Source organism: Providencia sp. UF-183, assembly GCF_058246155.1.
In genome coordinates this window covers 1-15,077 of the sequence record NZ_JBSICD010000016.1, presented here as the reverse complement: position 1 = coordinate 15,077, position 15,077 = coordinate 1, and the positions used below count along the sequence as shown (strand labels likewise).

The 15,077-nt window shown below is 44.7% G+C and carries 14 protein-coding genes; 2 read left to right on the top strand and 12 right to left on the bottom strand.

The annotated features are described in order from the left end of the window. Positions 1-204: 204 nt before the first annotated feature. The 8 genes from AC4IFT_RS14870 to AC4IFT_RS14835 all read right to left on the bottom strand — a co-directional run bounded on the left by AC4IFT_RS14870 (position 205) and on the right by AC4IFT_RS14835 (position 9,721). Entirely contained in the window at positions 205-1,344 is a 1,140-nt protein-coding gene (locus tag AC4IFT_RS14870; protein WP_225818557.1) for an acyl-CoA dehydrogenase family protein, read from the bottom strand. Then, positions 1,341-2,525: a CaiB/BaiF CoA transferase family protein gene (locus AC4IFT_RS14865; protein ID WP_490751716.1), complete on the bottom strand. Its 1,185-nt coding sequence runs from the start codon at positions 2,523-2,525 to the stop codon at positions 1,341-1,343. The genes AC4IFT_RS14870 and AC4IFT_RS14865 overlap by 4 nt, the downstream gene beginning before the upstream one ends. Positions 2,526-2,576: 51 nt before the next feature. Next, complete coding sequence (hutU, locus tag AC4IFT_RS14860) at positions 2,577-4,244, bottom strand: urocanate hydratase (RefSeq protein ID WP_490736919.1); 1,668 nt, start codon at positions 4,242-4,244, stop codon at positions 2,577-2,579. A 593-nt stretch (positions 4,245-4,837) separates the two neighbouring features. Continuing rightward, positions 4,838-5,539: a high-affinity branched-chain amino acid ABC transporter ATP-binding protein LivF gene (gene livF, locus AC4IFT_RS14855; RefSeq protein ID WP_353243709.1), complete on the bottom strand. Its 702-nt coding sequence runs from the start codon at positions 5,537-5,539 to the stop codon at positions 4,838-4,840. Further along, positions 5,539-6,318, bottom strand: a complete 780-nt coding sequence (gene livG / locus AC4IFT_RS14850; RefSeq protein WP_490736923.1) for a high-affinity branched-chain amino acid ABC transporter ATP-binding protein LivG — start codon at positions 6,316-6,318, stop codon at positions 5,539-5,541. The genes livF and livG overlap by 1 nt, the downstream gene beginning before the upstream one ends. Further along, the gene (locus tag AC4IFT_RS14845; protein WP_219244617.1) at positions 6,315-7,586 is read right to left on the bottom strand and encodes a high-affinity branched-chain amino acid ABC transporter permease LivM; all 1,272 of its coding nucleotides are present in this window, start codon (positions 7,584-7,586) and stop codon (positions 6,315-6,317) included. Before AC4IFT_RS14845 ends, livG begins: the two co-directional genes overlap by 4 nt. After that, entirely contained in the window at positions 7,583-8,509 is a 927-nt protein-coding gene (gene livH / locus AC4IFT_RS14840) for a high-affinity branched-chain amino acid ABC transporter permease LivH (protein ID WP_219244618.1), read from the bottom strand. The genes AC4IFT_RS14845 and livH overlap by 4 nt, the downstream gene beginning before the upstream one ends. A 102-nt stretch (positions 8,510-8,611) precedes the next feature. Next, positions 8,612-9,721, bottom strand: a complete 1,110-nt coding sequence (locus AC4IFT_RS14835) for a branched-chain amino acid ABC transporter substrate-binding protein (protein ID WP_219244619.1) — start codon at positions 9,719-9,721, stop codon at positions 8,612-8,614. 379 nt (positions 9,722-10,100) lie between these two features. Here AC4IFT_RS14835 and panM point away from each other — a divergent pair, with 379 nt between their 5' ends. Together panM and AC4IFT_RS14825 are read left to right on the top strand one after the other, a co-directional pair. Next, positions 10,101-10,526 (top strand): aspartate 1-decarboxylase autocleavage activator PanM, encoded by a 426-nt coding sequence (panM, locus tag AC4IFT_RS14830; protein ID WP_490751714.1) that lies wholly within the window; start codon positions 10,101-10,103, stop codon positions 10,524-10,526. After that, positions 10,513-10,902, top strand: a complete 390-nt coding sequence (locus AC4IFT_RS14825) for a VOC family protein (protein WP_490751713.1) — start codon at positions 10,513-10,515, stop codon at positions 10,900-10,902. The genes panM and AC4IFT_RS14825 overlap by 14 nt, the downstream gene beginning before the upstream one ends. A gap of 102 nt (positions 10,903-11,004) precedes the next feature. On the opposite strand, the gene rpoH is transcribed toward AC4IFT_RS14825, so the two are convergent. The 4 genes from rpoH to ftsY all read right to left on the bottom strand — a co-directional run. Next, positions 11,005-11,880 carry an RNA polymerase sigma factor RpoH gene (rpoH, locus tag AC4IFT_RS14820; RefSeq protein WP_219244622.1) on the bottom strand — a complete coding sequence of 292 codons (876 nt, stop codon included), beginning with the start codon at positions 11,878-11,880 and terminating at the stop codon, positions 11,005-11,007. 271 nt (positions 11,881-12,151) lie between these two features. Next, on the bottom strand, positions 12,152-13,129 hold the full coding sequence (gene ftsX, locus AC4IFT_RS14815) for a permease-like cell division protein FtsX (RefSeq protein ID WP_490751712.1): 978 nt from the start codon (positions 13,127-13,129) through the stop codon (positions 12,152-12,154). After that, positions 13,122-13,787, bottom strand: coding sequence for a cell division ATP-binding protein FtsE (ftsE, locus tag AC4IFT_RS14810; RefSeq protein WP_206083498.1), 666 nt, complete (start codon positions 13,785-13,787; stop codon positions 13,122-13,124). The genes ftsX and ftsE overlap by 8 nt, the downstream gene beginning before the upstream one ends. Before the next feature lie 6 nt (positions 13,788-13,793). Continuing rightward, a partial coding sequence (gene ftsY / locus AC4IFT_RS14805; RefSeq protein ID WP_490751711.1) for a signal recognition particle-docking protein FtsY occupies positions 13,794-15,077 on the bottom strand: 1,284 nt, incomplete at its 5' end.

Genomic DNA, 15,077 nt, shown 5'->3' with positions numbered 1-15,077 from the left:
TACAGTAATTACACATTACATTGGGTGATGTTTTATCTGTTATCCACCCATAATCTATAATTGAAATACATTCTTAAACCTGATTGTTGTTGTGTTTTTAATTCCATGATCCTGTTGTCAGGTAGTGCTTCCTATGTTGCTTGACTCGCGAGTAGCCGCCTGTCCCGTCTACCCGCTTCTGGTAAAAATAATGATTTGAATAAATTACACTGCATCCAATACAGCACGTGAAATAATAATTTTTTGAACTTCTGACGTGCCTTCAAAGATACGCAAAATACGTGCATCACGAACATACCGCTCAAGGGGTAAATCACGAATATACCCATACCCCCCATGAAGTTGCAGTGCAGCATCAGTGACAAAACCAGCACACTCCGCTGCAAACAGTTTTGCTGTCGCCGATTGCAAACTAAAACGTTCACCTGAATCACGCAGTTCCGCGGCACGCCAAGTCAACATACGAGCGGCTTCAAGCTGTGTATGCATATCCGCAAGACGCCATTGTGTTCCTTGGTAAGCTGCTAGTGGTTTTTTGCCAATTTGGCGCTCTTTCACCCAGCCCAGCGTGCTTTCCATCGCCGCACGGGCAATGCCCAGTGACGTTGCCGCGACTTCAACACGGCCTTTGTCTAAAACTTCCATTGCAGTGTGGAAACCTTTGTTTTCTTCACCGAGTAAAGCAGATTCAGGTAACCAGCAGTTCAGTGCTAACTCATAAATAGTACTGCCGCGTAACCCCATGGTTTTTTCTGGCTGAGAAAATGCCACACCTTCAGTGCCTTTTGGGATCATAAATGCACTAATGCCGCGAGCCCCTGCCTCAACATCTGTTTTGGCATATAACACAATAAAATCAGCTTCTTTGGCGTTAGTAATATAGTGCTTATTCCCCCGAATACGCCAGCCACCATTTTCACGCGTCGCAACAGTGCGCATATCCGCAGGGTTCGAACCCGCCGCGGGTTCCGTTAAACCGAAAGCCCCCAATAACTCACCGGATGCAGCTTTCGGCAACCAATAGGCTTTTTGTTCTTCGGTTCCACCAATCAAAATGGAGTCAGTGGCTAAAAAGTGAGCGGTTAAGGAGGAGGATGTCGAGGCGCAAGCTGCTGCGACGGCTTCAACAATCATACTCATCGCAATACTACCAAGGCCGAAGCCGCCATATTGCTCAGGCAAGTTAATTCCCCATGCCCCCATTTCACCTAATGCCGTTAAACTTTCTGCACAAAATGTTTCCGTTTCATCGTAACGCTGTGCGTTGGGCTGCAAAATATCGCGGCACACTTTTTCAATTGCATCCACAATGGCTTGTTCTGTTTCATTAATTTCAAAACTCATTGTACGGCCTCCCTATTTTTGCTTGTTGTTTTTGCCGATTTATACAGTGCATTTGCTTCCCCCAAGATAGGGGCTCTTCGTGTTGAATGAGGCTTTTTGCCATTAAAAAAAACGGGCTGAGAAATCAATGGAGTACCACCATCATTTAGGTGTATGAGAACCTGCCGAACTTGAGCATGTTCACTTTGTGTCGCTTGTTGTAGGTTATGAATTGGCGAGGCTGGAACCCCAGCATTTAGTAACAAGTCACAAACTTCATCCACCGTTTTTTGCGCTGTCCAACCTTCAATTTCAGCCCTTAACTCCCCGTGATGACGTGTACGGCTTGGGTCATCTTGAAAACGTGAGTCTTGGCATAAATGCATTTTACCCATACATTCACAAAAACGTTGAAACAGCTTTTCACTCGCAATAGCGATAACCACTAAGCCATCTTTGGCTTGGTAAGTATCAAACGGTGTAGATACAGGGTGACGATTACCCACTAAGCTCGGTGCTTTATCATGTGCAAACAGATTAGAAAGACCGGTTAGTTGCATGCTAAGCAGGACATCCACCATCGCAACATCAATATATTGTGCCGCTTCGTTATGGCGTTCTCTGGCAAATAACGCACTACTAATCGCCCAAGATGCAAACATCCCCGCGCACACATCACCAATAGATTCACCACTGCGCGTTGGGCCAGTTTCAGGAAAACCTGTCACGCTCATCAGCCCTGACATGGCTTGTGCCACAATGTCGTAAGCGGGGTAGCTTGCTAATGGGCTATTTTGCCCAAAACCGGAAATGCTTGCGTAAATCAGTGCTGGGTTGTGCTGCTTTAAACTGTCAAAATCAATACCAAGGCGTTTAGTCACACCAGGGCGGAAGTTTTCAACCACCACATCACTTTCTTTAACCAGCTGAAATAAAATAGCGCGATCTTCCTCTGCTTTGAGATCCAGCTCGATGCTGCGTTTCCCTCTATTGATCAAGCCGTAATAAACACTTTCGCCCTCAATAAAAGGCCCTAAGTGGCGGCTGTCATCCCCATGATCTGGCACTTCAATTTTGATCACTTCTGCACCGAGATCAGCCATCATTCCCGTGCAATAAGGCCCTGCTAAAACACGGCTTAAATCAATGACTTTGATCCCAGCCAGTGGCCCTTGTCTTTTCTGAGTTGACGCAGCATTCATACTGAATTCCTTATTTTCCAGAAAGTTGCCAGCCTAAGCCGGCAAACGACATTACTTCACCATTGGCAAATTCAAACCTTGCTCTTTCGCGCAATTGATGGCGATGCCATACCCTGCATCCGCATGGCGCATTACACCTGTCGCAGGGTCATTATGCAGAACACGCGCTAAGCGTTTATCCGCAGCATCAGTGCCATCACACACAATCACAACACCTGAGTGTTGAGAGAAGCCCATGCCAACGCCGCCGCCGTGGTGCAAACTCACCCATGTCGCGCCACCTGCGGTATTTAATAGCGCATTCAGTAATGGCCAGTCGGAAACTGCATCAGAGCCGTCTTTCATGGATTCTGTTTCACGGTGAGGACTGGCAACTGAGCCTGAATCTAGGTGATCACGGCCAATCACGATAGGGCCTTTTAGTTCGCCACTTTTCACCATCTCATTGAAAGCACGCCCTAATCTTTCACGGTCTTTTAAGCCAACCCAACAAATACGCGCAGGCAGGCCTTGGAATGCAATTCGCTCACGCGCCATGTCGAGCCAGTTATGCAAGTGCTTATCATCAGGCAGTAATTCTTTGACCTTTTGGTCTGTTTTGTAGATATCTTCAGGATCGCCAGATAAAGCTACCCAACGGAATGGGCCGATCCCTTCACAGAATAGAGGGCGAATATAAGCAGGAACAAAACCTGGGAAATCAAAGGCATTTACAACACCTTCGTCTTTTGCCATTTGGCGAATGTTATTACCGTAATCAAACGCTGCCGAACCACGTTTTTGCATGGTTAACATGGCATCTACTTGCACGGCCATGCTTTTTTTCGCCGCGCTGGTCACTTCGGCTGGTGCAGTCTCTTGTTTTTCACGCCATTGGCTTAATGTCCAACCTTGCGGTAAATAGCCGTGTACAGGGTCGTGAGCACTGGTTTGGTCTGTGACTGAGTCAGGTGTGATATTGCGTTTAACTAATTCGCTATACACATCTGCTGCATTACCTAATAGACCGACAGAAACAGGCTTGCCTGAAATTTTTGCTTCTTCAATGTATTGCAGCGCTTCATCAAGGGAAGTCGCTTTTTTATCGACATAGCGTGTTCTTAAGCGGAAATCGATACGGCTTTCATCACACTCGACAGCAATCATGCTAAACCCAGCCATTGTCGCTGCTAATGGCTGCGCGCCGCCCATCCCGCCTAAGCCACCAGTTAAGATCCAACGCCCAGCGGCCTTGCCATTAAAATGTTGTTTTGCCAGTGAAACGAAAGTTTCGTAGGTACCTTGGACGATCCCTTGGGAACCAATGTAAATCCACGATCCCGCCGTCATTTGGCCGTACATCATCAAGCCTTTGCGATCTAGCTCATTGAAGTGATCCCAATTTGCCCAGTGTGGCACGATATTCGAGTTAGCAATTAAAACACGGGGTGCATCAGCATGGGTTGGGAATACACCAACAGGTTTACCTGACTGAACTAACAGCGTTTGGTCGTCTTCCAGTGTTTTCAGCACCTCTAAAATTTTGTCGTAACATTCCCAATCACGGGCTGCACGACCGATACCACCGTACACCACAAGGCTTTGTGGGTGTTCAGCCACTTCAGGGTCGAGGTTGTTTTGGAGCATGCGGTAAACGGCTTCAGTCAACCAGCTTTTACAGGTTTTTTCGCTGCCACGAGGTGCGCGGATCACACGTGTTGAGTCAGTACGGTTTAACATGGTTGTATCCCCTATCATCCATTTTTTAATTAACGCTAAATTAACAACTTTTGGTGATAATAATCTGTGAGGTACTTTGTTAGTGACTGCACACTTTTATTTTAAGTCGATTAATCGATTGAAAATCAATTAATTAATGATTCACCAACTTGCTCAAAGCTATTTATTCACTGAAGCCATTTCTCTTGCTTTTAAATATATATACATTTACTTCACAAAGTATATACATTTAATTTTGAAATTTTATATGAAGAGTGGAGGTCTGAAGGAAAGGGGAGTTATACAACAATAAGTAGCTCTCTGTTTCTAGAGGAAAAGTTGTATATACATTTAATTTTATGTATAGAAACAAGCAAATAATGGATTTGCGAGTCGCTTCACAGAACCTTGTAACAATGTATAGAGACCAAATTTACACCGCCGCCCAAAATGCGGTACATAAAAAAGCAAAAACGGGCTACCTGCATCAACAGATAACCCGTTTAACTAAACGTAGCCAGTTTATAACTTACTGTCATTTTCTAAATCATTCGCGTTGTGGCTAGGCGGCAAGTGAAGCCAACACCGCCACGGCACAAAGGATGACGAAAAGTTTAGCCACCGAGATAAGCGCTGCGCACTGCCTCATTCGCCAGCAACGCTTTTCCGCTATCTTCCAGCACTATGTGCCCATTTTCCAGCACGTATCCTCTATCCGCTAATTTAAGCGCTTGGTTAGCATTTTGCTCCACGAGGAAAATGGTCATTCCCTCTTCACGCAATTGCTGAATAGTATCAAATATTTGCATGATAATAATTGGCGCTAACCCCAATGAAGGCTCATCCAGTAGTAGCAGTGCTGGCTGGCTCATCAGTGCTCGACCAATTGCTAGCATCTGTTGCTCACCACCAGACATCGTCCCTGAGCGCTGACTGCGGCGTTCATAAAGCCTTGGGAATAACTTATACACACGCTCAATACGTTCTAGATATTGCTGTCGCGTGGCAAAAAAACCGCCCATTGCGAGGTTTTCTTCCACGGTCATGCGGGAGAAAACGCGGCGCCCTTCTGGCACAAGCGCAATATCTTCACGCATAATTTTTGAGGTCGGTAGCTGGGTAATATCCACATCGCGATACAATACTTGCCCCTCGGAAGCTCTTGGGTCGCCGCAAAGCGTACTTAAGAGCGTGGTTTTACCTGCCCCATTTGCCCCAATCAGAGTGACAATCTCACCTTTCTGGATATTTAAGCTAATCTCATGTAATGCTTGAATTTTTCCATAATGAGCAGAAACTTTTTTAAACTCTAACATCAGTAAGCTTCCCCCAAATAGGCTTTAATTACATCAGGATGTTGGCGTATTTCACTTGGCGTGCCGTTCGCCAATGGCGTGCCCTGATTGACGACGTAAATGCGGTCTGAAATCCCCATCACCAACTTCATATCATGTTCAATTAGTAAGATTGAAACATTATGATGAGTACGTAATTCGGCAATCAAATCATCCAAATCATTGGTTTCTTTTGGGTTAAGCCCTGCCGCAGGTTCATCTAACATCAAAATTTCAGGGCGTGTCACCATACAACGTGCAATTTCTAATCGACGTTGTTGGCCATAAGCTAAGTTGCCTGCTTGCCGATTGGCAAATGCCAGTAAGTCCACGCGTTCTAACCACTTCACCGCATTGTCTAAAGCTTCAGATTCTGCGCGGCGAAACGCTGGCGTTTTCAAAAGCCCTGAAAAAATGCCACTTTTTAAATGTTGATGCTGCGCGACCAACAAGTTTTCAATAACGGTCATTTCCTTAAATAACCGCACATGTTGGAATGTTCGGATCACACCAAGGCGCGCAATATCTTGTCCTGTTAAACCTTCAAGGTGCTTTTCACGGTATAGAATCGTCCCGCTTGTCGGTTTATAAAAACCCGTTAAGCAGTTAAAAATCGTTGTTTTTCCTGCACCATTTGGCCCAATCAGAGAAACAATTTCCCCTTGGTTAATGGTGAGCTCGACATTGTTCACCGCAAGTAAACCGCCGAAACGCATGGTTAAGCCACTAACCTGTAGTAAAGGTGTCGTTAATTGGCTCATACCCCCTCCCCTTCAGGTATTTTTTTCACCTGAACTTGACGGCGTTTCATCGGTAGCAAGCCTTGTGGCCGCCAAATCATCATTAACACCATCAATGCACCGAGCAGTAACATGCTATATTGGTTGAGGTCACGCATCATTTCCCTTGATACAACTAAGATAATTGCCGCTAAGATAACGGAGGTTTGTGATCCCATTCCCCCCAGCACCACGATGGCTAAAACAAATGCTGACTCAACAAATGTAAATGATTCAGGGCTGATGAATCCTTGCCTTGCAGCAAATAACGTTCCCGCAAAACCCGCAAATGCAGCACTAATAGTGAATGCAGTGAGTTTGATGCGCGTTGGGCTTAAACCAAGCGATCGGCATGCAATTTCATCTTCACGCAGCGCTTCCCAAGCACGGCCTAGTGGCATCCGCAGCAATCGATTGATCACAAATAATGTTAAAACCACCAATAATAAGGCGACAAAATAAAGAAAAATGATCCGATCGCCTGGGTTGTAATCTAAACCAAAGAAATTATGGAAAGTATCCCAACCCTCTTTTGCGGTTCGACTAAATTCGAGGCCAAAAAATGTCGGTTTTGGCAGTTGGCTGATCCCATTCGGGCCACCTGTAATTTCCGTATTATTCAGTAATAAAATACGAACAATTTCCCCAAAACCTAGCGTCACAATGGCGAGGTAGTCCCCCCTTAACCTTAACACAGGGAACCCGAGTAAAAAGCCCGCCAACGCGGCTGTTAGCCCTGCAATCGGTAAGCTTTCCCAGAAACCAAAGCCATAATAATGGTTGAGTAAACCAAAGGTATAGGCGCCGATGGCATAAAAACCGGCATAGCCTAAAACCAATAAGCCCGATAAGCCCACAACGACGTTTAACCCCAGCCCTAGCATCACATAGATGAGAGTTAACGTAGCAATATCAACGCTTCCACGTGAAACAATAAATGGCCAAATAATGGCAGCGATAATGATAAGAACAGCAAGAATTTTTTGCTTGGTCGTTGAGCCATCAAAATCAGGGATCGACCACGCTTTTTTCGGCATACCTTGCCAAACTTTGCTTAATGTAGGGCGAACCAGTTGATAAACAAAAATGATCGCAATTCCCGCGATGATCCAGTTCCAACGTACAGAATCACCGACAGTGACAACCAGTTTAGTGCCATCCAGAGCAAGCTGTAAGCCCATCATAAACAAAGCTAAAACAAAGAAGGTTGCCGATGCCACAATGGCATTGATCCAATTTTCTTTTCTCATACTTTTTCGACCTCCGGGCGTCCCAGAATGCCGGTTGGCATGATTAACAGCACACCAATTAATAAACCAAATGACACAACGTCTTTGTATTCAGTACTAAAATAAGCAGAAGTCATCGCTTCAGCCACGCCGAGGATCAAGCCACCTAACATGGCGCCTGGAATACTGCCAATCCCCCCTAATACCGCGGCAGTAAAGGCTTTCATACCTGCCATAAAACCGATGTAAGGGTTGATAACACCATAAAATTGCCCCAATAACACCCCTGCGACAGCAGCCATTGCTGCGCCGATCACAAAGGTTAAGGAGATAACGCGATCCGTGTTGATCCCCAATAAACTGGCCATTTTGAGGTCTTCTGCACAAGCGCGGCAAGCACGCCCCATTTTCGAATAGCGAATAAACAAGGTTAATGCCAACATGGCAAGCAGCGTGACCACCCAAATAGTGAGCTGCATTTTTGTTACTGTCGCTTCAAAACCATCGCTTTCCCCTAATACCCACTGACCCGTAATTAAGCTAGGTAATGCAAGGTCACGAGAGCCTTGAGACAGGCTGACATAGTTTTGTAAGAAGATGGACATCCCGATCGCAGAAATTAATGCAATCAGACGTTTAGAATGGCGCACAGGCCGATAAGCGACTCGCTCAATGCTCCAACCATACGCACTGGAAACGATGATCGCCGCAATAAAGGCTGCTGCAACAAGGATCCAACCCACATCGATCCCCAACATCATCAAGCCTGCGATCACGATAAAAGAGACGTAGCTCCCTATCATATACACTTCACCATGGGCGAAGTTAATCATCCCGATGATGCCATATACCATCGTATAACCAATAGCAATTAGCGCATAGGTGCTGCCAAGGGTTAATCCATTAAGAAATTGCTGAATAAAATAAAGAATTTGATCTGACATAAGACTTTCCTTTCGAACTGCTTGTCCTGATAGAGAACAGAAGCCGGAAGCGAGTCAACTCACTTCCGGTTATTGTTCACTACGTTGGAACACTACTAGGTACTATTTTATAGGAGTGGAAGTCCCATCTTTGTGCCATTCAAACACACCAAATTCGAAACCTTTTAGGTCACCATTTGGCTGCCAGCTCAATGTGCCCATTACGGTATCAACAGGATTAGCTTTCAGATCTTTGACTAAATCTTCAGGTTCAATGCTCCCCGTGCGCTCCATTGCGGTGGTTAAACCTTGGATTGCGGCATAAGTTGTCCACACAAACGGGCCCGTAGGGTCTTCTTTTTTCGCTTTGATGGCATCAACAATCGGCTGGTTAGTCGCGACTTGGTCATAACGTTTTGGCAACGTCACTAACATCCCTTCAGATGCATCACCGGCAATGTTAGAAAGTGAAGAGTTACCTACACCTTCAGGCCCCATAAAGCGAATATTCAGTCCAGCTTGTTTTGCTTGGCGTAAAATTTGCCCCATTTCTGGGTAGTAACCGCCAAAGTAAACAAAGTCCACGTTCTCTTTTTTCAGTTTCGCGACTAAGGCAGAGAAATCTTTATCGCCAGCCGTGACGCCTTCAAACATCACTTCTTTCGCGCCTGCTTTATTGAGGCTTTCACGAACTGAACGTGCTAAACCTTCACCATATTGTTGTTTATCGTGAACAACAGCGATACGAGACGGCTTAATTTCTTCAAGGATATATTTTGCCGCTGTAGGGCCTTGGTCAGAGTCCAAACCCGTTGTACGCAACACCATTTGGTAACCACGCGTTGTTAAATCTGCATTGGTTGCCGCTGGCGTGATCATGATAATGCCTTCATCTTCATAGATATCCGATGCAGGCTGTGTGGAAGAAGAGCATAAATGACCAATAACATGACGAATTCCGTCATTGATGACTTTGTTTGCCACTGCAACCGCTTGTTTCGGGTCACATGCATCATCATATTCAACCGCAACTAACGTGTTGCCATTGATCCCACCCTTTGCATTAATATCTGCAATCGCTTGGCGAGCCCCCGTAAACTCCATATCACCGTATTGTGCGACAGGGCCTGACATCGCGCCCACAACCGCTATTTTTATTTCCTTCGCCCATCCCGCTGAGCTGAATGCCATTGCGATACAGCCCGCTAATAATGCTTTATTCATATTCTTCATTTTATCGTCCCCGTCTTCATGGTTCTGAGTGTTTGTGTTTGATTTATAATCGTTTATTATGGTTGACAGGTACAATGCCTGAGATTTCAAAATACAGCGAATAAGGCTATATATTTCATGGTATTAAACAAGATAATTATGCTAAATAGCAAATGGATATGGTAGGTTATTACGTTAGATGCAGAATAAAAAACTGATGCGTTTAAGTAGGTTTTTTGTAAATACCAGTGTTATATTCTAGTTAAATTTAAATTAATCCGAGCGAAACTCGGAAAATACAGCCTGACAAAATTTTTCTCTCTAAAATCAAAAAATCGGTTACAGATCACTCTGGCAGGACGAGTAGCTGCAACCCTTGCAAGGGAACAGATAAAACATCATGAGACTCACTATTATTCCTTTGGTCAATCCTACTGAGCAGCAATATCAGGACTTGGATAAAATCTGGCCAAACCAGAATATCGATAAATGCGTACAATCATTTGATGAAACGCACTTAATTTACGCAGCGCGCTTCAATGATAGATTACTTGCCGCAGCGAAAGTCACCATCAACCAAACACAGGGCCTCATCGCTGATTTTTGTGTGCGCGAAGTTACCCGTAGGCGAGGAGTTGGGCTCTATTTACTGCATGAAATTCTCAGGGCATATCCAGAAGTCTTGGTATGGCAGTTTAATTTTGATGAGTTAGATGAAAACCAAGTTCAAGTCATGCATGCATTTTTAACCACCTGCGGATTTCATGCCACTTCGCAGACTGGTGTATGGGAATTTAAAATAGGCCACTTAAATGAAGTTAAATAAAATTCACCATGTTGCAATTATTGCTTCCAACTATGAAGTCAGTAAGGATTTTTACTGTCGTATTTTAGGGTTGAGTTTACTTAGTGAACATTATCGCCCTCATAATGACTCATGGAAGGCCGACTTAGCGTTTGGTGAACATTATCAAATTGAACTATTCAGCTTTGTTAATCCACCAGCAAGGCCGAGCTACCCAGAAGCCGCAGGGCTTCGCCATTTGGCTTTTAGCGTTGATGAGTTAGATGAGTGGATTGCCTATTTAACAAAACAAGGCATTGCATGTGAAGCGGTGAGGACCGATCCCTATACACAAAAACGCTTTACGTTTTTTGCTGACCCTGATGGCCTGCCATTAGAGCTGTATAGTGATGAATAAGTGGAAAGTATATTTTGGTTAGATACGTAAATTAATGATATGAGTATCTGCATCTATTCCCGCTTAGGGGCAATAAATGCAGATAACTTGAGGCGAAATGGGCTACATTTCGTCGTCGCTTTCTTCCATCGCTAAACGCAATTTTTTCATTGCGTTTTTTTCTAGTTGACGAACACGTTCTGCAGAAACACCGTATTTATCAGCTAATTCCTGCAATGTGGTTTTGTTGTCATCATCTAACCAACGAGCGCGAATGATATCTTGGCTACGCTCATCTAATGAGTCTAGCGCGTCGGCTAAACGGTCAGTGGCATGGCTTTCCCAGTTATCATCTTCAATTGAGCCTGCAAAGTCCGACGATTTATCCTGTAAAAATAACACTGGCGCGACTGGGCCACCAAAATCAGCGCTGTCGTCGTCATCTGACATATCAAATGCCATATCTTGCGCCGCCATGCGTGATTCCATTTCGCGGACATCTTTGGTACTTACCCCAAGTTCTTGAGCGACCATATCCACTTCTTCTTGATTAAACCAACCAAGACGTTTTTTATTTTTTCTGAGATTAAAGAATAATTTGCGCTGTGATTTTGTCGTGGCAACTTTAACAATTCGCCAGTTACGCAGAACATATTCATGAATTTCCGCTTTGATCCAATGCACCGCAAAGGAAACGAGGCGCACCCCCACTTCAGGGTTAAAACGGCGCACTGCTTTCATTAGGCCTATATTGCCTTCTTGAATTAAGTCAGCTTGCGGTAAACCATAACCTGCATAACTACGAGCAACGTGAATAACAAAGCGCAAATGCGATAAGATCAGTTGCTTTGCAGCATCCAGATCGCCGTTATAATGCAGCCGTTCAGCAAGTTCCTTTTCTTCCTCAGCGGTGAGCATTGGGTAAGCATTAGCCGCCCTAACATAGGCTTCAATACTTCCTTGCGGAACAAGCGTTAATGATTGCATGTCTTTGGTCATTCAGATCCTCTATAAATATTAGGAATGAAATTTATTTGATGTTGATAACCGCATAGGTTAACAATGAAAAACGATATGCAGCAAACAAGTAGATAGCTTACCAGTTTCACCGCATTAAATAAATTATATACAAGAATTGTTAACGGTGGGTCAATATAAGACAAAACAATTCAGACTAAGTTCATTTTTAAAGCAAATATCTAATATAATCAAGGGCTATGGTAATATATTCACCGATAGCCCTCATTGAAAATCACAAGAAAACAGGCAGTTACTCAGGTGTAAAATGGCGTAAATGTTGCAGTGTGGCTAACCATGCCGCGATCCAACCAACCATAGCGGATAACAGTAGGATTAATAAAGATTCTTCCCAAAGCAACCCTTCAATATGGAACTGTGTACCAAACACACTGGCAACTTGTGCCACACCACTCCCCAATTGCCAAACCAATAAGAAAGTCATGATCAACGAAATAATCGCCCCGACACCACCAAGCACAATACCGCCGTTTAAGAATGGCCGCATGATAAAGCCATCCGTTGCACCAATCAATTTCATCACATTAATGGTGTCTCGGCGTGCAAAAATATTGAGGCGAACACTATTTCCGATCACTAAGAACAGCGACACAATCATTAGAATACCAATGACTGAAGCAATTTTTCCGACTAAGCCCGTTAATGAAGCAAGTCGCGCAAACCAGCTATCGTCCATGCGCACTTCTTCGATACCATCGACTTGGCCAACTCTGTCCCTTAATGTGGTTAAGACATCCGAACCTTCAAAATCAATTTTTGGTGTAATGATAGCCACCGCAGGTAATGGATTTTCCTCTAACATATCCAATGCGGTACTAAAGCCTGACCAGCTACGAAACTCGCTCATGGCTTGATCTCGTGATAAATAATTCACATGATCAACCCCTTCAAGTGCCTGCAATTGCGTTACGACATTTTGCCCACCTTGTTCATCAAGAGATTTATCTAGATAAACAGTAAGTTGTGGAGTTGGATACCACTGCGCCGCAGCTTGAGAAACGTTTTTCCAAACCACATAACATAAGCTAGGCAAGGTTAATGAAATCGCAATTACCATGATGGTCAAAAAGGTTGCCAAAGGCTGCCGGAGCATATCCGCCAGCGCATTTAACCAAGAATAACGCCATTGTTCGCGCCATCCACCTTTTAGTGCCTTACTTTTGGATTGCATGGTACGCTCTGGCTTGGCTCTTCGGGCATTCTTAGCCATGTTGACCTCCAAGCATCCGGCCTTCACTTAATGTTAAAACACGGTAGTTGCGACGTTCAATCAACGCGACATCATGCGTTGCCATTAAAACCGTCACGCCCACGCGGTTAAATTCTTCAAATAGGCGCATAATTCCTTCCGATAATTCGCCATCAAGGTTACCTGTTGGCTCATCCGCCAAGAGCATTGTCGGCTTATTAACTACCGCGCGAGCAATACCCACACGCTGTTGCTCACCGCCAGATAATTGAATCGGAAAGTTTTTTGCTTTATCTAATAAGCCCACTTTATCCAAGGCCGCAGAAACACGTCGACGAATATCTTCCGTGCTAGCGCCAGAGATAATCAGTGGCATCGCAACGTTGTCATACACTGTGCGGTCAAATAGCAGGTGATGGTCTTGAAAAATCATCCCAATCTGCCGACGCAGAAAAGGGATCTCCCTATTTTTCAACCGGCTAATATCATGACCATTAAACAAGATATGACCCGCACTTGGGCGTTCGATGCCACAAATGAGTTTGAGTAACGTACTTTTACCTGCGCCTGAGTGGCCTGTTAAAAATGCCATCTCCCCGGGTTGTAAATGAAAATCAACCCCTTGGAGAGCTTGGCGGCCACCGCGATAAGCTTTACTAACGTGTTCAAAGCGAATCATCGAAAATTATTCCTCTCGGGCAAATAGGGCCTCGATAAAGTCATCGGCTTTAAATGGACGTAAATCTTCAATCCCTTCACCGATACCAATATAACGAATTGGAATACCAAATTGATCGGCAATAGAGAAGATTACGCCACCTTTTGCTGTGCCATCGAGCTTAGTCAATGTTATACCTGTCAGACCTACCGCTTCGTCAAAAAGTTTCGCCTGACTCACTGCATTTTGTCCTGTGCTCGCATCCAGCGTTAACATAATTTCATGCGGTGCACTTTCATCCAGTTTTTTCATCACTCGGACGATTTTCTTCAATTCTTCCATCAGATGTGATTTGTTTTGTAAGCGGCCAGCGGTATCCGCAATCAATACATCAACACCCTTAGCTTGAGCTGATTGAATAGCATCAAAAATAACCGATGCTGGGTCGGCTCCTGTGTGCTGTGCAACAACAGGGATTTTATTGCGTTCACCCCAAACTTGTAATTGCTCAACCGCAGCAGCACGGAACGTGTCCCCCGCAGCCAACATCACGCTTTTGCCTTCAGATTGATATTGGCGAGCCAATTTACCAATCGTGGTGGTTTTACCCACACCGTTAACCCCAACCATAAGAATAACATAGGGTTTTTTATCTTCGATCACGAGCGGTTTATCAACTTTCGCTAAAATATCAGACATTTCCTCACGCAATTTACCATACAGCGCTTCGGCATCTTTGAGATCTTTACGACTTGCATGAGCCGTGAGGTTGTCGATAATTTTACGTGTTGTCTCAACACCAACGTCCGCAATGAGTAGTTGTTCTTCTAATTCATCGAATAAATCATCGTCAATTTTCTTACCTGTAAATAAGCTAAGAAAACCTGATCCCAGATTTTGGCGAGTTTTTAATAACCCTTTCTTCAGCCTAGCAAAGAAACCCTCTTTTTTCGGTTTTTCTTGCTCTTTTGGTGAATTATTTTTTTCGTCTTCCAAACGAAGACGCTCAGCTTCGGCTTCTTCTTCCGCTAAGCGTGCAGCTTCGGCGGCTTGGCGTTCTTGCTCTGCTTGTTCTTCCGCTAAACGTGCAGCTTCTGCAGCTTGGCGTGCTTGCTCTGCTTGTTCTTCCGCTAAACGTGCTGCTTCAGCAGCTTGGCGCTCTTGCTCTGCTTGTTCTTCGGCTAAACGTGCAGCTTCGGCAGCTTGGCGTACTTGCTCTGCTTGTTCTTCCGCAAAACGTGCGGCTTCCGCAGCTTGACGCTCTTGCTCTGCTTGTTCTTCGGCTAAACGTGCGGCTTCGGCAGCTTGGCG